We start from the raw sequence: 21,342 nt of genomic DNA, 5'->3' as shown, positions 1-21,342 counted from the left end.
TTATGACACCGCGGACTAGCACCTCCACTGCGAAGGTTTGAGCGGCCGCGGCTCGTCACGTCTTTTCCCCTGCTGTCCGGAAACAGTCAGCACCCCAGATCAAGCGCGGCAAGTGGCCGCGCTTTTTGTTTTCTGGAGTACCCGAACATGTCCCAAATTTCCATCCAGCTGCCCGACGGTTCCAAGCGCGAGTTCCCGCAGCCGGTGACCGTCGCCGAGGTGGCCGCCTCCATCGGCACGGGCCTGGCCAAGGCCGCGCTGGCCGGCCGCGTCGGCGCGGGCGAGAACGCCCGGCTCGTCGACACGAGCTTCCTCATCGACCAGGACACGCAGCTGGCCATCGTCACGGACAAGGATCCGGACGGGCTGGAGGTGATCCGCCACTCGACGGCCCACCTGCTGGCCTACGCGGTCAAGGAGCTGTTCCCCGACGCCCAGGTCACCATCGGCCCCGTCATCGAGCACGGCTTCTATTACGACTTCTCCTACAAGCGTCCGTTCACGCCCGAGGACCTCGCGGCGATCGAGGCCAAGATGGCCGAGCTCGCGAAGAAGGACGAGAAGGTGACGCGCTCGGTGCTGCCGCGCGACGAGGCGGTGCAGTACTTCAAAGGCATCGGCGAGGCCTACAAGGCCGAGATCATCGAGAGCATCCCGGCCGACCAGGACGTGTCGCTCTACGCCGAGGGCGGCTTCACCGACCTGTGCCGCGGCCCGCACGTCCCGTCCACGGGCAAGCTCAAGTTCTTCAAGCTGATGAAGGTGGCGGGCGCCTACTGGCGCGGCGACCACCGCAACGAGCAGCTCCAGCGCATCTACGGCACGGCCTGGGCGACGAAGGACGACCTGGCCAACTACCTGCGCATGCTCGAGGAAGCCGAGAAGCGCGACCACCGCAAGCTCGGCAAGGAGCTGGAGCTCTTCCACATCGACGAGCACGCGCCGGGCGTGGTGTTCTGGCATCCCAAGGGCTGGACGGTGTGGCAGGAGGTCGAGCAGTACATGCGCCGCGTGTACCGCGACAACGGCTACCAGGAAGTGAAGGGCCCGCAGCTGCTCGACAAGACGCTGTGGGAGGCCACGGGCCACTGGGACAAATACCGCGACAACATGTTCACGACGGAATCGGAGAAGCGCGATTACGCGCTCAAGCCGATGAACTGTCCCGGCCACATCCTGATCTTCAAGCACGGCATCAAGAGCTACCGCGATCTGCCGCTGCGCTTCGGCGAGTTCGGCCAGTGCCATCGCAACGAGCCCACGGGCGGGCTGCACGGCATCATGCGCGTGCGCGGCTTCACGCAGGACGACGGCCACATCTTCTGCACGGAAGACCAGATCCTGGCCGAATGCGTGGCGTACACGGCACTGTTGCAGAAGGTCTACAAGGACTTCGGCTTCGAGAACATCATCTACAAGGTCGCGACGCGCCCCGAGGCGCGCATCGGCTCCGACGAGGTCTGGGACAAGGCCGAGTTCGCGCTGATGGAGTCGATGCGTGCCTCCGGCGTGGAATTCATCATCGCCCCCGGCGATGGCGCCTTCTACGGTCCGAAGATCGAATACACGCTCAAGGACGCGATCGGTCGCCAGTGGCAGTGCGGCACGATGCAGGTCGACTTCTCGATGCCGGGCCGCCTGGGCGCCGAGTACGTCGGCGAGGACGGCGAGCGCCGCACGCCCGTGATGCTGCATCGCGCGATCGTCGGCAGCCTGGAGCGTTTCATCGGCATCCTGATCGAGCAGCACGCCGGCGCGCTGCCCGTCTGGCTGGCGCCGACGCAGGTGGTTGTCGCGAATATCACGGACGCCCAGGCGGATTACGTTTCAGACATTGTGAAATCGCTGCAAAAACAAGGGCTTAGGGTCCAGGCTGATTTGCGCAATGAAAAGATCACGTATAAAATCCGCGAGCATTCGCTGCAAAAAGTCCCGTTCATCCTCGTCGTCGGCGACAAGGAAAAGGCGAACGGCGCGGTTGCAGTGCGCGCCCGAGGCAACCAGGATCTGGGCGTGATGTCGCTGGAGGACTTCGTCTTGAAGCTCTCGACGGCCATCGCGGACAAAGCCTGAGTCGGGCGCTTTTTGCGTTTATTGATCTCTTCGGACCCTTGCCAAGGCCCGTTTAAAGGTAACCACCATCGCTACTTTTGCTGACCGTCGTGCGATTCCGGAGCGCAAGCACCGCCTGAACCGCGAAATCACCGCTTCCGAAGTCCGTCTGAATGGCCCGGAGAACGAGCCGATCGGCATCGTCTCGATCCAGGAAGCGCTCCGGATGGCCGGTGACCTGGACGTCGATCTGGTTGAGATTGCCGCGACAGCGGTCCCGCCGGTCTGCCGGTTGATGGACTACGGCAAGTTCAAGTACCAGGAGCAGAAGCGCGCGGCGGAAGCCAAGTCCAAGCAGAAGGTCATCGAGGTCAAGGAAGTCAAGTTCCGTCCGGGCACGGACGAAGGCGACTACCAGATCAAGATGCGCAACCTGCGCCGCTTCATCGCGGAGGACGGCGACAAGGGCAAGGTCACGCTGCGCTACCGCGGCCGCGAGATCACCCACCAGGACATCGGCATGCGCATGCTGGAGCGCATCCGCGATGAACTGGCGGACGTGGCGGTCGTGGAGCACATGCCCAAGCTGGAAGGGCGCCAGATGATCATGGTGCTCGCGCCGAAGAAGCGCAGCTGATGCGCCGGGCCGGCCCGCGGGTCGGCCCTCACCTCGCAAGGGGTGCAAACAGAACCGGGCTGCGGCCCGGTTCTGTTTGCAAGGCGTTGTTCTTGCAGACCTGGCCTGTCGATCTGGTCGTCGACAGGCTCATTAGTCTCCTGCAGGCCAGGCAAGTACTCCGGAACCCGGGGTCGCCTGCAGGGACGCACATAGAAGGAGCAGTCATGCCCAAGATGAAGACCAAGAGCAGCGCGAAAAAGCGTTTTCGCGTTCGTCCGGGTGGCACCGTCAAGCGCGGTCAGGCGTTCAAGCGCCACATCCTGACCAAGAAGACCACGAAGAACAAGCGCCAGCTGCGTGGCGCCACGACCGTGCATGAGACCAACATGGGCCACATCGCCGCGATGCTGCCCACCGCTGGTCTGTAATCCAGCAGTAGACAAGGAGATACAACATGCCTCGCGTCAAACGTGGTGTCACCGCACGTGCTCGTCACAAGAAGGTCCTGGCCCTGGCCAAGGGCTTCCGTGGTCGTCGCAAGAACGTCTTCCGCATCGCCAAGCAGGCGGTGATGAAGGCGGGCCAGTACGCCTACCGTGACCGCCGTGCCAAGAAGCGCGTGTTCCGCCAGCTGTGGATTGCCCGTATCAACGCGGCGAGCCGTGGCCTGGGTCTGAGCTACAGCAAGTTCGTGGCCGGCCTGAAGAAGGCCCAGATCGACATCGACCGCAAGGTCCTGGCCGATCTCGCCGTCAACGATCCTGCTGGTTTCGCCAGCATCTTCGCCAAGGTGAAGGCCGCTCTGGCTTAATTGCCAAGGTCCGTTGGCGGGTGCTCGCCCGTGGACGGACTGGCAACTCCGGCGTTGCCGGAGTCGCCCTTTTCAAAGGCCGACACCCTGGTGTTCGGCCTTTTTTCATTCCGGCGCGGTGGTGCGATGTTCGCCATTTCACCGTCGCGCCCTTCGATTTCCGCCAACGACGCCAGATGCCGCATCGGCGCCCCGCGATGAACGACCTCGATCAACTGCTGCAACAGGCCACCGGCGATTTCGCCGCCGCCACGACTCCCGCTGACCTGGAGAACGCCAAGGCCCGCTTCCTGGGCAAGACCGGCCAGGTCACCGAGCTGATGAAGGGCATGGCCGCGCTGTCCGTCGAGGAGAAGAAGACCCGCGGCGCGCAGATCAACCAGCTCAAGCAGGGCATCGAGGCCGCGCTGACCGCTCGCCGCCAGGCGCTGGCGGATGCCGAACTCGAGAAGCAGCTCAAGGCCGAGGCGCTGGACGTCACGCTGCCCGGCCGCCAGCGCGGCACCGGTGGCCTGCACCCGATCACGCGGGCGATGGAGCGCATCGAGGCCATCTTCGGCTCGATGGGCTTCGACGTGGCCGATGGTCCGGAGATCGAGAACGACTGGTTCAACTTCACCGCGTTGAACACGCCCGAGGACCATCCGGCGCGCTCGATGCATGACACCTTCTACATCGAAGGGGGTCATGTCTTGCGCACGCACACCAGCCCGATGCAGATCCGCTACGCGGTGCAGCACGTCAAGAAGCATCGCGCGCTGATCGACGCCGGCCAGCCGATGCCGGAGATCCGCGTGATCGCGCCGGGCCGCACCTACCGCGTCGACAGCGACGCGACGCATTCGCCGATGTTCCACCAGGTCGAGGGCCTGTGGGTCGGCGAGAACATCAGCTTCAAGGACCTCAAGTCCGTCTACGTGAACTTCATGCAGCAGTTCTTCGAGACGACGGACATGGAGATCCGTTTCCGCCCCAGCTATTTCCCGTTCACCGAGCCCAGCGCCGAGATCGACATGATGTTCGGCTCCGGTCCGCTCAAGGGCCGCTGGCTGGAGGTGTCGGGCTCGGGCCAGGTGCACCCGCAGGTGATCCGCAACATGGGCCTCGATCCTGAGCGCTACATCGGCTTCGCCTTCGGCTCGGGCATCGACCGCCTGGCCATGCTGCGCTACGGCGTCAATGACCTGCGCCTGTTCTTCGACGGCGACCTGCGCTTCCTGTCGCAGTTCAAGTAAGCACGCCTGTCGGTCGCCTAGAGAGCAAGAGAGAAACACATGCAATTCCCTGAGAGCTGGCTGCGGGCCTTCTGCAATCCCGCGCTGAACACGCAAGAACTGGCCGAGCTGCTGACGATGTCCGGCCTGGAGGTCGAGGAGCTGCGCCCGGTGGCGCCGCCGTTCCACGGCATCGTCGTGGCGGAGATCGTCGAGGCCGCGCAGCATCCCGACGCCGACCGCCTGCGCGTGTGCAAAGTCAACGCCGGCGGCCCCGAGCTGCTGCAGATCGTCTGCGGCGCGCCGAACGCGCGCGCCGGCATCCGCGTGCCGCTGGCCACGATCGGCGCCGAACTGCCCCCGGGCGAGGACGGCAAGCCCTTCAAGATCGGCAAGGGCAAGCTGCGCGGCGTCGAGAGCTTCGGCATGCTGTGCTCGGCCCGCGAGCTGAAGCTGTCCGAGGACCATGGCGGCCTGCTCGAGCTGGCCGCGGACGCGCCGCTGGGCGAGGACATCCGCAAGCACCTGAACTTGGACGACACGCTGTTCACGCTGAAGCTGACGCCGAACCTGGCGCACGCGCTGAGCGTATACGGCATTGCCCGCGAGGTGTCCGCGCTGACCGGCGCGCCGCTGATCGCGCCGGAGATCCAGCCCGCCGCCGTCGCCAACGACGCGAAGCTGCCGGTGCGCATCGAGGCGCCCGACCTGTGCGGCCGCTTCTCGGGCCGCGTGATCCGCAACGTCGACACGACGGCCAAGACCCCGCAGTGGATGGTGGACCGCCTGGCCCGCTGCGGCCAACGCTCGGTGTCGCCGCTGGTGGACATCTCCAATTACGTGATGTTCGAGCTGGGCCGTCCGTCTCACATCTTCGACCTGGAGAAGATCCACGGCGAACTGATCGTGCGCTGGGGCAAGAAGGGGGAGCAACTCAAGCTGCTCAACGGCAACACCATCGAGGTCGACGAGCAGGTCGGCGTGATCGCCGATCGCGAGCAGGTCGAGTCGCTGGCCGGCATCATGGGCGGCGACGCCACGGCCGTCTCCGACGACACGAAGCACATCTATGTCGAGGCTGCGTTCTGGTGGCCGAAGGCGGTGATGGGACGCTCGCGCCGCTACAACTTCTCGACCGACGCCGGCCACCGCTTCGAGCGCGGCGTCGATCCGGCCGGCACCGTCGATCACATCGAGCGCATCACGCAGCTGATCCTGTCCATCTGCGGCGGCCCGGAAACGACGTGCGGCCCGATGGACGACCAGACCACGCAGCTGCCCGAGCGCAAGCCGGTCGCGCTGCGCGTCGAGCGCGCCGCCAAGGTCATCGGCATGCCGGTCACGCAGGCCGACTGCGAAGGCGTGTTCCAGCGCCTGGGCCTGGCCTTCACGTCGGCGCCCGGCGTGATCACGGTGACGCCGCCGTCGTTCCGCTTCGACCTGCAGATCGAGGAAGACCTGATCGAGGAAGTCATCCGCGTGCTGGGTTATCCGAAGCTGCCGTCGACGCCGCCGCTGGCGCCGGTGGTCGGCAAGGTGCGCACCGAATCGCGCCGCGCGACGCACGCGCTGCGTCACGCGATGGCCGGCCTGGGTTACTTCGAGACCATCAACTTCAGCTTCGTCGAGGCGCGCTGGGAGCAGGAGCTCGCCGGCAACGCCAACCCGATCCAGCTGCTGAACCCGATCGCCGCGCCGCTGGCGGTGATGCGCACCTCGCTCATGGGCTCGCTCGTGCAGGTGCTGCGCAACAACCTGTCGCGCAAGGCGCCGCGCGTGCGCGTGTTCGAGATCGGCCGCGTGTTCCTGCGCGACGCCTCGGTGCAGGAAAGCGACACCACGATCGCCGGCATCGCGCAGCCGATGCGACTGGCCGGCCTGGCCTGGGGGCCGGCGGACCAGCAGCAATGGGCGCAGAAGGACCGCGCCGTCGACTTCTTCGATGTGAAGGGCGACCTGGAAGCGCTGTTCGCGCCGCGCGCGCTGAGCTTTGAAGCGGTTGCCCATCCGGCGCTGCATCCGGGCCGCAGCGCCCGTGTGCTGCTGGACGGTGTCGAGATCGGCGTGATCGGCGAGCTGCATCCGAAGTGGCGCCAGGGCTACGAACTGCCGTCGGCGCCGGTGCTGTTCGAGCTGTCGCTGGACGCGGTGCTGGCGCGCACGCTGCCGCAGGGCCAGGGCGTGCCGCGCCTGCAGGCGGTGCAACGCGATCTGGCGCTGATCGTCAATGAGCAGGTGACCTATGCCTCCCTCATGCGGGCGATCGAATCCAGCGGCGAAGCCCTGGTACGCTCGGCGCGTCTGTTCGACGTCTTCAAGCCCGCCCAGCCGACGGCGGAGCTGCAGGCGGGCGAACGCAGCCTGGCCGTGCGCCTGGAGCTGCTCGATGACGAGAACACGCTGACCGACGAACGCATCGAGCAGGCGGTGGCGAAGGTGGTGACGCAGCTGGGCGAACGCCTGGGCGCGCGCCTGCGGGGCTGAGGGGGAGGGGAGGATGTCGATGAACGATGACGATCTGAAGGAGCAGGCGCGGGTGCTGCTCGGCAGCCTGGAGACGCCCACGCTGACCAAGGCCGAGCTGGCGGAACTGCTGTTCGACAAGCTCGGCCTGAACAAGCGCGAGTCCAAGGACATGGTCGAGGCCTTCTTCGACATCATTCATCAGAGCCTGTCCAGCGGCCGCGAGGTGAAGCTGTCGGGCTTCGGCAACTTCAACATCCGGCGCAAGGCGCCCAGACCCGGCCGCAACCCGCGCACCGGCGAAGCGATCCCCATCAAGGCCCGCAACGTCGTGACGTTTCATGCGAGTCACAAATTGAAAGAAGCGGTCCAGGGCAACACGCCGACGGGCAGTGACTTCGAGTAGAGTCTGACCCTTCCCGCCGCCGCCGGAGCCGCTGATCCCCATGGACGTCCAGCTTCCCGCCATTCCCGCCAAGCGCTACTTCACCATCGGTGAGGTGAGCGAGCTGTGCGGCGTGAAGCCCTATGTCCTGCGTTACTGGGAACAGGAATTCACGCAGCTCAAGCCGATGAAGCGGCGGGGCAACCGGCGTTATTACCAGCACCATGAGGTGCTGCTCATCCGCCGCATCCGCGATCTGCTCTACGACCAGGGCTTCACGATCAGCGGCGCGCGCAATCAATTGACCGATGCCGGCAGCCATGCCGCCAACGCGCAGGAGTTCCGCGCGGAAGCGCTCGCGTCGGCGCAGCTCGAGGCCTACCGCGATCACCGCGAAGCGTCGCGTGCGCTCGCCGCCGACTTCGCCGACGGCGCGGCGCACACCACGGTGTCGCTCGAGAAGCTGACGCTGGAGCAGGTGCGCGACGAGCTGTTGGCGATTCGAGAGAGTTTGCTTGCATGAGCCGCAAAATTGCGTATAGAATCTGAGGCTTCGTCGGGGTGTAGCGCAGCCTGGTAGCGCACTTGCATGGGGTGCAAGGGGTCGCGAGTTCGAATCCCGCCACCCCGACCATTAATAAGAAGAATCGGAAAGCCCGGTACCGCAAGGTGCCGGGCTTTTTGCTTTCCGGCGCTTGCGCTTCGAAGGGGCCAAAGGATCCAAGGGGGCAGAGCGTCCCGAGGGCCCCAGGCCCATCCAGGGCCGCAGCGCGTTGACGCGCATCGCCACGAGCGCGGCGAGCAGGCAGCCAAGCGCCGTGACCGTCACCAGCGCGAACGCTTCCAGTACCAGCGGCCAGTGCAGCGGCGCCAGCAGGTGGCCCGCGATGACCGTCACCGTCTGGTGGACCAGGTAGAACGGGAACACCGCCAGCGTCAGCCAGCGCAGCATTGGCGAATCGCGCTCGGCGAACCACTGCCGGCCGAAGCCCATCGCCGCCACGATCGGCAGCCACTGCTTGCCGGCGTTGAGCGCGCGCAGCGCCATCAACAGCGCGTCCGGGAAATCCTCGCCATGGGCCTGGCGCCACGCGCTCCTGATCGCTTCCGAGAGCCCCTGCACGGCGAGGTAGCCCAGCAGCGCGGCCCAGCGCCAGCGGCGCGCGGCGGCCCAGGCGCCGTGCCGGTCGTCGCGCGACCCGAACAGCGCAAAGCCCAGCAGGAACATCGCGGCGTACACGCCATGCTGGTAGCCGTCGTGGAGCAGGTCGTGGGTGGTGGGGAAGCGCTCCAGCAGGTGCTGGCGCAGCAGCGCGAAGACCAGCCAGGGGACCCAGAGCAGCCGGCCGTCGGCCACCAGCCGCCCCCATGCCGGATGCACGAACACCCGGCGCCCTCCGGGCAGCATCAGCGTCAGCAGCACCAGCACGGTGTAGGTCCAGAGGTAGGGCAGGAACCAGAGGTGGTTCCAGGTCGGCAGCGTCAGGCAGTCGTCGCCGCGGCAGAAGCCGTGGTACGCCTGGAAATAGAGCTTGAGGAAATCCAGGTAGCTGCCGCTGTAATGGAGCTTCTCGACCACCTCGAGGTAGGCCTGCGGCGGCACGATCACCGCCATCCCGAACAGCAGCGGCAGCAGCAGGCGCTGGCTGCGCGTGGCGAGCAGCGCGCCGGGGCGGTCGGCGCGTTCCGCCATCAAGGCGGTCGCCGCGCCCGAGATCACGAACAGCAGCGACATCCGCCAGGGGTTGAGCCACAGCATCCAGGCCTCGAGCGCCGGGACGAGCCGCGGCGACTTCACATGCCAGTCCCAGCTCACGTAGAACATGCCCGAGTGGTAGAGGATCAGCAGCGCGAAGGCGATCACGCGCAGCCAGTCCAGTTCGGTCAGGTGGGACGATCCAAGGGGCGCTCCGAGGGGCGACCCCGTTCGGGGGAGGGCGGGGGAGGGGGTATTCATGGCGGCCAGCATCGGTGCCGGGGTCGGCCGCGGCGTCGAAATGTGACGAGCCGCCCCCGCGCGGTGACGATCCGCCCCGTCCCAGGGGCGGCGATCGGACGCCACCGCGCTGCGCCCGCCTACACTGCGCCGCCATGACCGAGGACAAGTGGCTGCGGCTGTACCTGACTCATCGGCGCTGGGTGGAGCGCGGCGCCTGGGCCTTGCTGCTGCTCGGCTCCGCGATCGCCAACACGATCACCACCAACCTCGACATCCGCCGCGCCGGTCTCGCCTTCAAGGCGTGGGAGCCGGCGGTCTGGGAGTTCTCCAGCGCCATCCTCTGGCTGATCCTGATTCCCTGGATCCTGCGCGCCGCCGACACCCGGCCGCTGCGTTGGGGCCAACTGCGCCGCCATCTGCCATGGCACCTGCTGTTCGCGCTGATCACCAGCCTGGCGCATGTCCTTGGTATGGTGGCGCTGCGCAAACTGGCCTATGCGACGCAGGACGCGCATTACGACTTCGGCGACTGGCCGCTCGAGCTGGTCTACGAGGCCCTCAAGGACGTGCGCAGCTATGCCTTCATCCTGCTGATCGCCGGCGCCTACCGCCTGTTCGTCTGGCGCTGGCAGGGGGAAGCGAGCGTGCCAGTCCCCGCGCCCGACAGTGGGCCCGCACCGGCGCCCAGCAGCGAGCCCGAGCCCGTGCCCGCGGCGCTGCCCGAGCGCCTGCTGGTGAAGAAGCTCGGCAACGAATTCCTGCTGCCGGTGGACGAGATCGAGTGGGTGCAGGCCTGTGGCAACTACGTCAACCTGCATCGCCAGTCGCACGACTACCCGCTGCGCAGCAGCCTGGGCGCGTTCGAGCAGCGCCTCGATCCGGCGGTGTTCGTGCGGGTCCATCGCAGCTACCTGGTGCGCCTGCGGCTGATCGAGGCCATCGAGCCCACCGAGTCCGGCGATGCCCACCTGCGCCTGCGCGACGGCAGCCGCGTGCCCTGCAGCCGCACCTATCTGGAGCGGCTGCGGCAGCGTCTTGTCTGACTGGGCGATCTCCTGTCCGCCGAGTTCACCGGACCGCCCCCGCGCGGCTATGCTCTGACCCCAATGGACGCCCCCCTGGATTCCCCCGACGCCGCCGACCCGTCGCCGCGCCTGCTGCGCGAGCCCGGTGAAGGCGGCCGCGTGCGGGCGCGGCTGGAGGGCGACTGGACGCTGCTCGCGCTGCGCGAGCGAGTCGAGGCGCTGCGGGGCGAGCTCGGCGAGGTGCCGACCGCGAACGTCTCCTGGGACCTGAGCGCGGTGCGGCGGCTCGATCCGACCGGCGCGCTGCTGCTGTGGCAGGCCTGGGGGCGTCGCCAGCCCGAGGACCTGCGCTGGCCGCCGGCGCCGATGAAGGACATGTTCCAGGCGCTGTTCGCACGCCTGGGCAGCAAGCAGGGCAAGCCGGCGCGACCGCCGCGGATCCAGAACGTCCGCCAGTTCGGGCAGGGCCTGCTGAACCTGGCGAGCCACCTGCTCGACGCGGTCGCGCTGCTGGGGCAGGTGACCCGCGACCTGGGCACGCTGGCGCGCCATCCCAACCTGATCGCGTGGAAGGACATCTCCGCGCACCTGTACCGCAGCGGCGCGCAGGCGCTGGGCATCACCGCGCTGGTGGGCGTGCTGGTGGGCATCACGCTGTCCTACCTGACCGCCAAGCAGCTGCAGAGCTATGGCGCCGACATCTACGTCATCAACATCCTGGGCATCAGCGTCTGGCGCGAGCTCGGACCGCTGCTGGCGGCCATCCTGGTGGCCGGGCGCAGCGGCTCGGCGATGACCGCGCAGCTGGGTGTGATGCGGGTGACGCAGGAGCTGGACGCGCTGTCGGTGATGGGCATCTCCCACACGATCCGGCTGGTGCTGCCCAAGATGGCGGCGCTGGCACTGTCCTTGCCCCTGGTGATGACCTGGACCAGCTGCATGGTGCTGCTGGGCGGCATGGTGGCCGCGCGGGCGACGCTGGGGCTGGACTACGTGCAGTTCCTGCAGGGCCTGCCCGCCGCGGTGCCGGTGGCCAATCTGTGGCTGGGGCTGTCCAAGTCCGCGGTGTTCGGGCTGATGATCGCGTTCGTCGCCTGCCACTTCGGCCTGCGGATCAAGCCCAACAGCGAAAGCCTGGGGACCGGCACCACCGATTCGGTGGTGAGCGCGATCACCGTGGTCATCATCGTGGACGCGATCTTCGCGGTGATGTTCTCCGACGTGGGACTGAAGCAATGAACGAGTGCATCGAACCCGGTCCGACCGAAGCGGTCGACGCGCTGGAGGTCCAGGCCGGCGATCCCGTGATCGAGGTGCGCCACGTGGGCACGGTGCTCGGCGGCGTGCGCATCCACAAGGACCTGAACCTGACCGTCACGGCCGGCGAGGTGCTGGGCATCATCGGCGGCTCGGGCAGCGGCAAGACCACGCTGCTGCGCCTGATGCTGGGCCTGGAGCGCCCCAGCGAGGGCGAGGTGCTGGTCTTCGGCCAGAAGCTGGGCAAGTGCGAGGCGACCGACCTGGCGCGGGTGCGGCACCGCTGGGGCGTGCTGTTCCAGCAGGGTGCGCTGTTCTCCGCGCTGACCGTGTTCGACAACATCGCGCTGCCGCTGCGCGAGCTCAAGAGCCTGCCCAAGGACCTGATCGCGGAGCTGGTGATGACCAAGCTCCAGCAGGTCGGCCTGAAGCCGGAGGACGGCATCAAGATGCCGGCCGAGCTCTCGGGCGGCATGGTCAAGCGGGTGTCGCTGGCGCGCTCGCTGATCATGGATCCGCAACTGCTCTTCCTGGACGAGCCGACCGCGGGCCTGGACCCGGCGAGCTCCAAGGGCTTCGTGCAGCTGATCGAGAGCCTCAAGCGCGAGATGGCGCTGACGGTGGTGATGGTCACCCACGACGTGGACACGCTGTTCGCGATCGCCGACCGCGTGGCGGTGCTCGCGGACCAGCACCTGATCGCGCACGGGCCGCTGGAGCAGGTGGTGAACCAGCCGCATCCGTTCATCCGCAACTTCTTCCTCGGGCATGCGGAGCGCTGCGCCGCGGACAACCTGCGCAGCTACCGCGACGCGCTGCATCACCGGGACGAGCTGGCCGCCTGAACGCGGGGCGGTGGGCTTCACCAGGACAACGACAAGAGGATTCGGGCGGGCACATGGAAAACAAGGCGCATGCATTGGCCACCGGGCTGTTCGTGCTGCTGCTGGGCGCGGCGCTGGTGGTGATCGTGCTGTGGTTCCGCGGCGACCGCGGCGACACGCAGACCTTCACCGTGGTCGCCGCCTCCGGCGTGCCGGGGCTCAACGTCAAGGCGCCGGTGAAGCTGCGCGGCGTGCAGATCGGCAAGGTGGATTCGATCCGCTTCGACCCGGCGCAGCCGCGCCAGATCCTCGTCGACATCGAGGTGGACTCGGACGCGCCGATCGCGCCGGGCACGCAGGCCAAGCTCGGTTACCAGGGCATCACCGGGCTGTCCTTCATCGACCTGGACGACGGCAGGGAGCCGGCGGATCCCCGGCAGAGCGTGCTGCAGACGCGGCGCATCCCGCTGGCGCCCGGCTTCCTCGACCAGTTGCAGGACGTCGGCCCGAAGCTGGCGGCCGGCGCGCTGGCGACGATGGACCGGATCCAGAAGGTGCTCAGCGACAGCAACCAGCAGCAGCTGTCGCAGACGCTGGCCCACCTGAACGAGGCCTCGGGCGAGCTCAACGCGCTGGTCAAGGAGCTGCGCCCGACCGCGCAGGCGCTGCCCGCGCTGGTGAAGAACACCGACGGGCTGGTGGTCGCCGGGCGCAACACCCTGGGCAACGTGGACACGCTCGCGAAGCAGGGCGGCGCGCTGGTCGAGGAATACAAGGGCAAGGCCGTCGCGATCGACCAACTGGGCGATGCGGCCGCGCAGCTGCAGCGCACGCTCCGGCGCGTGGAGCTGTCGCTGGTCGGCTCGGCGGACAAGCCGCGCCAGCGCGCGGTGCTGGACGACCTGTCGCAGGCCGCGCGGGCCCTGGAGCGCGCGGCGCAGAACATCGGCGACCAGCCGCAAAGCCTGATCCTCGGGCCCCGGCCCGCGGAACCCGGCCCCGGCGAATCCGGCTTCGAGGCGGGAGCGAAGAAATGATCGAACGCGAAGAACTTCCCCGCACCGGCGGCGTGCGCCGCGCCTGGACGATCGGCGCCGCCGCGCTGGCCGTCGTGCTGATGGCCGCCTGTGGCAGCCGCGCGCCGGCGCCGACGCAGCGGGACCTCGGTCCCGTCCCCGCCTGGCCCGCGCAGGCGCCGCTGGCCAAGCGCGTCGAGCTGCAGGCGGTGACCGCGCCGGAGACCCTGCAGGGCACCGGCATCGCCTACCGGCTCGCGGACGCCGACCCGTACGCGCGGCGCGTCTATCGCGACTCGCGCTGGGCGGCGCCGCTGCCGGTGCTGGTGGCCACGCGGCTGCGCCAGCAGATCGCGCGCGCGCCGGTCGCGCCGGGCGCCGATTCGCAAGTGGTGATCGGCATCACGCTGGAGCTGGAGGAAAGCCTGCAGAGCTTCTCCAGCGCGTCGCGCAGCGAGGTGCAGGTGCGCCTGATGGCGACGGCGGAGGACGGGTCGCAGCGCGCGTTCGACCGGACCGAGCCGGCGGGCGGCAATGCCGAGGGCGCCGTCAAGGCGACCGCGGCGGCCGTGGATGCGCTGGCGCCGGAGATCGCGACGTGGGCGGCGAGCCTGTCGCCGCGGCCCACGCCGGCACGCGGCCGCCGCTGAGCCTCGCCCAACCCCGTCTTCGGAGCGGGACGGCGCAGGTGGGGGCACGCGCTCGCCGGCGCCCCGTTCCGCTTCGCGGGAGAAAGGCTCAGACCGCCGCGATGCCGCCGCCCAGGCGCTGCTGACGCTGGCGCAGGAAGGCTTCGGCCATGCTGGACTCGGGCTGCAGGCGCTGCCCGATGTAGAGCTCCTGGCGGCGCTCGGTGATCTGGGCGCGCAAGCGGTTGGCCATGATGGCCAGCGGGTCGAGGCCCTTTTTCTCGGCGCGCTCGATCGATTCGCCGAGCGCATGCATCGTGTGGTTCTTGAGCAGGGCGGTATGGGCCTGCACCACGCGCAGGCGGCCTTGTACCGCGCGCTCCGCGTTGCGCAGCCATTCCATGACCGCGTCAGCGTCGCCGCCGCGCACCTTCACCAGGCTCTCGCCCGCGGCCAGCAGCAGCGCTTCCAGCCGCCCGCGGTCGCCGATCTCGTAGGCCTCGTTGACCTCGGCCATCTTGCGTTCGCGCCGGGCGCGCTCGGCATCGTCCGGCGCCAGGTCCGGATGCAGCCGCTTCGCGGCGCGGCGGTAGAGCGTCTTGAGCGGCGGCGGGCCGACCTGGACCAGACCGCCCTCGGGCTCCGCCGGCAAGGGCGCGCCGGCGGGCAGCACCGGCAGCTGCGGCATCGCGGTGGCGCGGGGGGATTCGGGCGGGCGGGTGTCCAGGCCGTTGCGGGCCAGCGCCTCGTGCAGGTAGCGCATCGCGCAGTAGAGCTGCGATTCCAGCGCGTCCAGCTCCATGTAGAGCGGCCCCAGGGCGGCGACGTAGCGGTCGACGAAACGCTGCATCCGCTGCCGGCACTCGGCGTAGTCGGCTTCCTGCGAGGCCAGGAAGCGCTGGAGCTCGACCAGTTGCTCGCGGCGGCGTTCGAATTCGCGCGGCGTGATGGCCTGGCTGAGCATGTTGAGCGGAGTCCCTGGACGATGGCGGTATGAGCGCCGATTCTGCCGTGAGCGCCTGAGCCCTGAAAGCGCAAACAGCCCCTCGCGGGGCTGTTTTTCTCAGCGTTTTCACGGAGGCGCGTGCGGCCCCCGCCCCGTCAGGGCGTGGAGGCCGCGCTGGCCGCTTCCATCGGGCCGCTGGCGACGGCGTCGGGCACCGCGGGAGGCGTCGCGGTATCCGCCGCCGGCGCGCTGGCCGCGGGCGGCACATGGGCGCCGGCCGCCGGGCCGCCGACACCGACCGCCGGCAGCAGCGGCACGATCAGCAGCGCGACGATGTTGATGATCTTGATCAAGGGGTTGACCGCCGGGCCGGCCGTGTCCTTGTAGGGGTCGCCGACCGTGTCGCCGGTCACCGCGGCCTTGTGGGCGTCGCTGCCCTTGCCGCCGTGGTGGCCGTCCTCGATGTACTTCTTGGCGTTGTCCCAGGCGCCGCCGCCGGTGCACATCGAGATCGCCACGAACAGCCCGGTGACGATGGTGCCCATCAGCAGGCCGCCCAGCGCGGCGGGTCCGAGCACCAGGCCGACGACGATGGGCACGACCACCGGCAGCAGCGAGGGCACGATCATTTCCTTGATCGCCGCCGCGGTGAGCATGTCCACCGCGCGGCCGTACTCGGGCTTGCCGGTGCCTTCCATGATCCCCTTGATGTCGCGGAACTGGCGCCGGACCTCCTCGACCACCGAGCCGGCCGCGCGACCCACCGCCTCCATCGCCATCGCGCCGAAGAGGTAGGGGATCAGGCCGCCGATGAACAGCCCCACGATCACCATGTGGTTGCTCAGGTCGAAGCTGACGCTCAGGCCCTGCTGCTCCAGCGCATGGGTGTAGTCGGCGAAGAGCACCAGCGCCGCCAGGCCCGCCGAGCCGATCGCATAGCCCTTGGTCACCGCCTTGGTCGTGTTGCCGACGGCGTCCAGCGGGTCGGTGATGTCGCGCACGCTGTCGGGCAGCTCGGCCATCTCGGCGATGCCGCCGGCGTTGTCGGTGATCGGCCCGTAGGCGTCCAGCGCCACCACGATGCCGGCCATGCTGAGCATCGCCGTCGCCGCGATCGCGATGCCGTACAGCCCCGCCAGCTTGAACGCGACCAGGATCGCGACGCAGACGAACAGCACCGGCCAGGCCGTCGAGCGCATCGACACGCCCAGCCCCGCGATGATGTTGGTGCCGTGGCCGGTGGTCGAGGCCTGGGCCACGTGCTGGACCGGCTTGTAGTCGGTGCCGGTGTAGTACTCGGTGATCCACACCATCGCCGCGGTCAGCAGCAGGCCGACCAGGCAGGAGAAGAAGAGGGCGTTCGCGCCGATGGTCTGGCCGCCCGGCAGCGTCAGGTCCTGCGGGAACAGCGCGCGGGTGATGAACCAGAACGCGATCGCCGACAGCACGCCGGCCACCACCAGGCCCTTGTAGAGCGCCGGCATCACGTTCTTCATGCCGGGGCTGGCCTTGACGAAGCCGCAGCCGATGATGGACGCGATGATCGACGCGCCGCCCAGCACCAGCGGGTAGATCAGCGCCGCGATCGACATGCCGCCGAAGGTCAGCGCGCCCAGCGCCATCGTCGCGATCAGCGTGACCGCGTAGGTCTCGAACAGGTCGGCCGCCATGCCGGCGCAGTCGCCGACGTTGTCGCCCACGTTGTCGGCGATCACGGCGGGATTGCGCGGGTCATCCTCGGGGATGCCCGCCTCGACCTTGCCCACCAGGTCGGCGCCGACGTCGGCGCCCTTGGTGAAGATGCCGCCGCCCAGCCGCGCGAAGATCGAGATCAGCGACGAGCCGAAGGCCAGGCCCAGCAGCGGCTTGAGCGTCTGGCTGTCGGCATGGGTGCCGTTCTGGCTGACCCACATGAAGAACAGGCCCACGCCCAGCAGGCCCAGGCCGACCACCAGCATCCCGGTGATGGCGCCGCCCTTGAAGGCGACATTGAGCGCCGGCGCCATGCCCTGCGTCGCCGCCTGCGCGGTGCGCACGTTGGCGCGCACCGAGACGTTCATGCCGATGAAGCCGCAGGCCCCGGACAGCACCGCCCCGACCAGGAAACCGAGGGCGGTCTTCCAGTCCAGCGCCACGCCGATCAGCACGCCCAGCACCACGCCGGCGATGGCGATGGTGCGGTACTGGCGCGCCAGGTAGGCCGCGGCGCCTTGCTGGATCGCCCCGGCGATCTCCTGCATGCGCGGGTTGCCGGCATCCTGGCTCAGGATCCAGCTGCGTTGGATAAAGCCGTAGAGCACCGCCGCCAGCCCGCAGGCCAGCGCGAAGTACAGCGCCAAACTCGTCGACATGTGTGTGTCTCCTCTCGCTGATCGCCATCCTGTGAAGACGTTCCATCCAGCGGGCGCCGGGCCTGCGCGCACGCAACAGCAACAGTCCGTCGACCCATGCTAAGGCCGTGAATACCGCATGGCATGAGCGTTTACCAGCGGATCACAGGGCTTTGCAAGGCGGGTGTCAGGCTTTGCGGGATGGGCACGCAGAAGCCGGGGCAAGGACTGGCCCCGGGCACGGCCTGTGCCCCGTCGGTAGGCTTTACGCGGCCTTCATCGGTCGGGCGGTGTCGTCCCCGTTCGCGTCGCGCCGTCGCGCTTGGCGGCGTCAGCGTTTCCGGCGGGCCTTGCGCGGGTCGGGCGCCTGGGCCGCGCTCGGGCCGATGTAGCGACCGCGCGGACGGATCACCGAATCGACGGCCAGTTGCTCCATCGCATGCGCGAGCAGCCCCACGCTGCGCGCGATCGCGAAGATCGCGAACGCCGCGTCGGCGGGCAGCCGGTGGCGCGCGACCAGCGCCGCGAGCGCCACGTCCATCGACGGCGGCAGGCCGGTGAGCGTCACCACGCGCTCGATCAGGCGCGCGATCGCGGCCGGCGGCTTGAACTCGTCCATCAGCGCCGCGGCGCGCGGATCGCCGTCCGGATAGATGGGGTGGCCGAAGCCGGGCAGCGGCATCGCGGCGGCGAGGTAGCGGTCCACCACCGCGTCGGCGCCTTCGCGCTCGACCTCGTCGAACAGCGCGCGCACGCGCCCGGAGGCGTCGCCGTGCAACGGGCCGGAGAAGGTGGTCAGGCCCGCGAGCAGGCAGGCCGGCAACGAGGCGCCGGTCGACGCGGTGATGCGGGCGGAAAACGCGGAGCTGGTGATCTCGTGGTCGGCGGCGAGCACCAGCGTCTTGCGCAGCAGCGCGGCGACGGCCTTCGGCAATCCCCAGCCGCGCGCGAGGCGCTCATGCAGCGGCCGGTCGTCTTCTGCCGAGGCACCGAAGGCGACCGCGAGGCGGCCCACCAGGCCGGCGGCCTCGTCGACCAGCACGCGCGGCAGGCGGCCTCGCGTCGAGTGCCCGGTCGCGGTCAGCGCGGCCAGCTCGGCGAACGCCCGGGCCCGGCCCACGGGCAGCGCGGACACCACGTCCAGCGCCGACGCGGCCGGCGATCCCGGCACGCCCACGGGACTCGGGAAGCCGGGCGCCCGCTCGAGGTTCCACAGCAGTTGCGCGGCGTCCTCCAGCGTCGCCGTCGCCGCGAGCTCCACGACGTCGACACCACGGTAGAAGGGCCGCCCGCCGGAGAAGGTCGAGATCGCCGTCGGCAGGCTGGGCTCGGCGCCGAACAGCGTCGTGGCCGCGAGCGTCTCGCGCGTGCGCCCGGTCTCCTTGCGCCGCAGCAGCGCCTTCACGTCCTCGGCGCGGTAGAGGCTGCGGCGCGAGTCGGCCGGATCGGGGCTGACGCCGATCCGGCCGCGGCTGACGTAGGCGTAGATCGTCTGCGCGCGCACGTCGAGGGCGTCGCGCGCTTCGTCCAGGGTCATCCAGGGGGACATGCGTGGGCGGTAATCTGGTCGTCGATGTCGTCAATGTAATCGTCAACATCAGGCGTGTCCAAGCGCTCGCGTCGAGACACACGCCGTCTTTTCATCGGCGCCAGCGATTTGAATTGATCTTGATGATCAATATTGACGATGCAGTGGCGGACCCGCAGCATGAGTCCACGCGACATCGACGAGGGTCGTCCAGAAGTCCTCGCGGTGCCGACCTCATGCCCACCCCCAACGGAGACAACCGCATGACCCGCATGAACCCCGCGCGCCGACTGGCCGCGCTGACCTTGCTGAGTTCGGCCAGCCTGGCCTCGCTCCCCGCCTGGGCGCAGAGCCCGGCGGCCGCTGCCAGCGCCTATCCGTCCAAGCCGATCACGATCGTGGTCGGCTCCAGTCCCGGCAGCACCACCGATGGCCTGGCCCGCGCGATTGGCGCGGAGATCACCGCCGCCACCAAGGTGCCGGTGGTCGTTGAGAACAAGGCCGGCGCCAGCGGCGGCATCGCCGCCCAGGCGGTGGCGCGGTCCGCGGCGGATGGCTACACGCTGTTCATCACCACCAACACGACCCAGGCCGCCAATCCCCACCTGTTCCGCAAGCTGGCCTACGACCCGGTGAAGGACTTCGCGCCGGTGGGCGCGCTGGTCAAGGGCTATCTGCTGCTGGTGACGCATCCGCGGGTGGCCGCCCGCAACGTCACCGAGCTCAGCGCGATCGCGAAGCAGCAGCCGTTGACCTTCGGCGCGGGCAGTTCGTCGGCGCGCGTCGCGGCGGAGCTGTTCCAGCAGATGACGAAGACCCAGCTGACCTATGTGCCGTACAAGGCCAATCCGCAGGCGATGGTCGACCTGGTCGGCGGCCAGGTGGACCTGATGATCGTGGACCTCACCACCAGCCTGCCGCAGGTCAAGGCCGGCAAGCTGAAGGCGCTGGGCGTGAGCAGTCCCCGCCGTTCCCCGCTGGTCCCGGACCTGCCGACGATCGCCGAGGCCGGCCTGCCCGGCTACGAGATCAGCTACTGGAACGCGGTGTACGCGCCTGCCGGCACGCCGGCGACGGTGGTCGAGCGCATCAACGCCTTGATGCAGAAGGCTATGACCGCCGAGCCGGTGCGACGCTTCGTCGAGCAGAACGGCATGGAGCCCTTCCCCTCGACGCCGGCCGAGCTGGCGAGCTTCCAGGCGGCCGAGTACCGGCGCTGGGGCGCCGTCATCAAGGCTGCCGGCATCCAGCCCGAATGAGCCGCGCGGCCCGGCCGCCCGTCCCGCATCGCCTTCCATCCGCCATCCTGAAGAGAGCGCCATGAAGCCGCACATCCTGCAACTGAACCCCATCCTCGTGCCGTCGATCAATGCGCGGCTGGACGAGCTGTACACGATGCACCGCCTGTTCGAGCAGGCCGACCCCGATGCCTACATCGCGACGCACGGCGCCGCGATGCGCGGCGTGATCACGGGCGGCCACACCGGCATCTCGCGGTCGCTGATGGAGCGGCTGCCCGCGCTGGAGGTGGTCGCGGTGAACGGCGTCGGCACCGACGCGGTCGACCTGGCCTATGCCCGGTCGCGCGGCCTGCCGGTGACCGGCACCTTCGGCGCGCTGACCGAGGACGTCGCCGACATGGCGCTGGGCCTGCTGCTGGCGACCTGCCGCCACCTCGGCGCCGTCGACCGCTTCGTGCGCGGTGGCCTGTGGCCGAAGTTCCCCCAGCCGGGCGCGCTGCCGCTGGCGCGTCGCGTCAGCGGCATGCGGGTGGGCATCGTCGGGCTGGGGCGCGTCGGCCGGGCGGTGGCGGAGCGCGTCGGCGCCTTCGGCTGCCCGGTGCGCTACACCGACCTGAAGGAGATCCCCGGCGTGGCCTGGGCCTTCGAGGCCGACCTGGTGCAGCTCGCCCGCGACAGCGACGCCCTGATCGTCTGCGCCGCCGCCGACCAGGCGCGCGACCTGATCGACGCGGCGGTGCTGGACGCGCTGGGCCCGCGCGGCTTCCTCATCAACGTCGCGCGCGGCCGGCTGGTAAAGGAGGCGGACCTGGTTCGCGCGCTGCAGGAGCGGCGCATCGCCGGTGCCGGCCTGGACGTCTTCGCGGACGAGCCCAACGTGCCGCCGGCGCTGCTGGACATGGACAACGTCATGCTGCAGGCCCACCGCGCCAGCGCCACCGAGGAGACGCGCGCGGCGATGGGGCAGATGGTGCTGGACAGCCTGGCCCAGGCGCTGGCCGGCGAGCGGCCGGCGCACAGCCTCACCACCTGAGTCGCCCGGCCGGTTTCCCGGCCGCGCCAT

General features: G+C 69.1%; 19 protein-coding genes and 1 tRNA gene. 16 read left to right on the top strand and 4 right to left on the bottom strand.

Going from position 1 to position 21,342, the window contains the following annotated elements:
• Nucleotides 1-147 precede the first annotated feature (147 nt).
• The 9 genes from thrS to ACTJKJ_RS04565 all read left to right on the top strand — a co-directional run bounded on the left by thrS (nt 148) and on the right by ACTJKJ_RS04565 (nt 8,178).
• Entirely contained in the window at nt 148-2,073 is a 1,926-nt protein-coding gene (gene thrS, locus ACTJKJ_RS04605) for a threonine--tRNA ligase (protein WP_440819702.1), read from the top strand.
• Nucleotides 2,074-2,140: 67 nt separating this feature from the next.
• Nucleotides 2,141-2,689, top strand: coding sequence for a translation initiation factor IF-3 (gene infC / locus ACTJKJ_RS04600; protein ID WP_217648428.1), 549 nt, complete (start codon nt 2,141-2,143; stop codon nt 2,687-2,689).
• A 206-nt stretch (nt 2,690-2,895) separates the two neighbouring features.
• Nucleotides 2,896-3,099 (top strand): 50S ribosomal protein L35, encoded by a 204-nt coding sequence (gene rpmI / locus ACTJKJ_RS04595; protein ID WP_091722658.1) that lies wholly within the window; start codon nt 2,896-2,898, stop codon nt 3,097-3,099.
• 26 nt (nt 3,100-3,125) lie between these two features.
• Nucleotides 3,126-3,482 carry a 50S ribosomal protein L20 gene (gene rplT / locus ACTJKJ_RS04590; RefSeq protein WP_058934277.1) on the top strand — a complete coding sequence of 119 codons (357 nt, stop codon included), beginning with the start codon at nt 3,126-3,128 and terminating at the stop codon, nt 3,480-3,482.
• 197 nt (nt 3,483-3,679) lie between these two features.
• Nucleotides 3,680-4,717: a phenylalanine--tRNA ligase subunit alpha gene (pheS, locus tag ACTJKJ_RS04585; protein WP_067062294.1), complete on the top strand. Its 1,038-nt coding sequence runs from the start codon at nt 3,680-3,682 to the stop codon at nt 4,715-4,717.
• A gap of 39 nt (nt 4,718-4,756) precedes the next feature.
• Nucleotides 4,757-7,180: a phenylalanine--tRNA ligase subunit beta gene (pheT, locus tag ACTJKJ_RS04580; protein WP_297386963.1), complete on the top strand. Its 2,424-nt coding sequence runs from the start codon at nt 4,757-4,759 to the stop codon at nt 7,178-7,180.
• A 19-nt stretch (nt 7,181-7,199) separates the two neighbouring features.
• Nucleotides 7,200-7,565, top strand: a complete 366-nt coding sequence (locus ACTJKJ_RS04575; protein WP_091722666.1) for an integration host factor subunit alpha — start codon at nt 7,200-7,202, stop codon at nt 7,563-7,565.
• A gap of 40 nt (nt 7,566-7,605) precedes the next feature.
• Nucleotides 7,606-8,067: a MerR family transcriptional regulator gene (locus tag ACTJKJ_RS04570; protein WP_091722670.1), complete on the top strand. Its 462-nt coding sequence runs from the start codon at nt 7,606-7,608 to the stop codon at nt 8,065-8,067.
• 34 nt (nt 8,068-8,101) lie between these two features.
• Nucleotides 8,102-8,178: transfer RNA gene (locus ACTJKJ_RS04565), tRNA-Pro, on the top strand.
• Here ACTJKJ_RS04565 and ACTJKJ_RS04560 read toward each other — a convergent pair.
• Nucleotides 8,179-9,501 carry an acyltransferase family protein gene (locus ACTJKJ_RS04560; RefSeq protein WP_440819700.1) on the bottom strand — a complete coding sequence of 441 codons (1,323 nt, stop codon included), beginning with the start codon at nt 9,499-9,501 and terminating at the stop codon, nt 8,179-8,181.
• Nucleotides 9,502-9,635: 134 nt separating this feature from the next.
• Between ACTJKJ_RS04560 and ACTJKJ_RS04555 the strand changes: the two genes are divergently transcribed.
• From ACTJKJ_RS04555 to ACTJKJ_RS04535, 5 genes are all read left to right on the top strand, one after another.
• The gene (locus ACTJKJ_RS04555; RefSeq protein ID WP_440819699.1) at nt 9,636-10,526 is read left to right on the top strand and encodes a LytTR family DNA-binding domain-containing protein; all 891 of its coding nucleotides are present in this window, start codon (nt 9,636-9,638) and stop codon (nt 10,524-10,526) included.
• A gap of 63 nt (nt 10,527-10,589) precedes the next feature.
• The gene (locus tag ACTJKJ_RS04550) at nt 10,590-11,747 is read left to right on the top strand and encodes an ABC transporter permease (protein ID WP_343607484.1); all 1,158 of its coding nucleotides are present in this window, start codon (nt 10,590-10,592) and stop codon (nt 11,745-11,747) included.
• Nucleotides 11,744-12,610: an ABC transporter ATP-binding protein gene (locus tag ACTJKJ_RS04545; RefSeq protein ID WP_440819697.1), complete on the top strand. Its 867-nt coding sequence runs from the start codon at nt 11,744-11,746 to the stop codon at nt 12,608-12,610. Before ACTJKJ_RS04550 ends, ACTJKJ_RS04545 begins: the two co-directional genes overlap by 4 nt.
• Nucleotides 12,611-12,663: 53 nt before the next feature.
• Nucleotides 12,664-13,626 (top strand): MlaD family protein, encoded by a 963-nt coding sequence (locus tag ACTJKJ_RS04540; RefSeq protein ID WP_343607482.1) that lies wholly within the window; start codon nt 12,664-12,666, stop codon nt 13,624-13,626.
• Nucleotides 13,623-14,255: an ABC-type transport auxiliary lipoprotein family protein gene (locus ACTJKJ_RS04535; protein WP_440819696.1), complete on the top strand. Its 633-nt coding sequence runs from the start codon at nt 13,623-13,625 to the stop codon at nt 14,253-14,255. Before ACTJKJ_RS04540 ends, ACTJKJ_RS04535 begins: the two co-directional genes overlap by 4 nt.
• Before the next feature lie 88 nt (nt 14,256-14,343).
• On the opposite strand, the gene ACTJKJ_RS04530 is transcribed toward ACTJKJ_RS04535, so the two are convergent.
• The 3 genes from ACTJKJ_RS04530 to ACTJKJ_RS04520 all read right to left on the bottom strand — a co-directional run bounded on the left by ACTJKJ_RS04530 (nt 14,344) and on the right by ACTJKJ_RS04520 (nt 19,059).
• Nucleotides 14,344-15,198, bottom strand: coding sequence for a hypothetical protein (locus tag ACTJKJ_RS04530; protein ID WP_297386989.1), 855 nt, complete (start codon nt 15,196-15,198; stop codon nt 14,344-14,346).
• A 137-nt stretch (nt 15,199-15,335) separates the two neighbouring features.
• The gene (locus tag ACTJKJ_RS04525) at nt 15,336-17,531 is read right to left on the bottom strand and encodes a sodium-translocating pyrophosphatase (RefSeq protein WP_091722701.1); all 2,196 of its coding nucleotides are present in this window, start codon (nt 17,529-17,531) and stop codon (nt 15,336-15,338) included.
• 310 nt (nt 17,532-17,841) lie between these two features.
• Nucleotides 17,842-19,059, bottom strand: a complete 1,218-nt coding sequence (locus tag ACTJKJ_RS04520; protein ID WP_440819695.1) for a citrate synthase family protein — start codon at nt 19,057-19,059, stop codon at nt 17,842-17,844.
• A gap of 251 nt (nt 19,060-19,310) precedes the next feature.
• Between ACTJKJ_RS04520 and ACTJKJ_RS04515 the strand changes: the two genes are divergently transcribed.
• Complete coding sequence (locus tag ACTJKJ_RS04515) at nt 19,311-20,297, top strand: Bug family tripartite tricarboxylate transporter substrate binding protein (RefSeq protein WP_440819764.1); 987 nt, start codon at nt 19,311-19,313, stop codon at nt 20,295-20,297.
• Nucleotides 20,298-20,358: 61 nt separating this feature from the next.
• Entirely contained in the window at nt 20,359-21,312 is a 954-nt protein-coding gene (locus ACTJKJ_RS04510; protein ID WP_183490329.1) for a 2-hydroxyacid dehydrogenase, read from the top strand.
• The last annotated feature ends 30 nt before the right edge of the window (nt 21,313-21,342 follow it).

This window comes from Roseateles sp. 22389 (genome assembly GCF_052044995.1).
Taxonomy (GTDB): Bacteria; Pseudomonadota; Gammaproteobacteria; order Burkholderiales; family Burkholderiaceae_C; genus Roseateles.
This window is presented reverse-complemented; position numbering and strand designations above follow the sequence as displayed.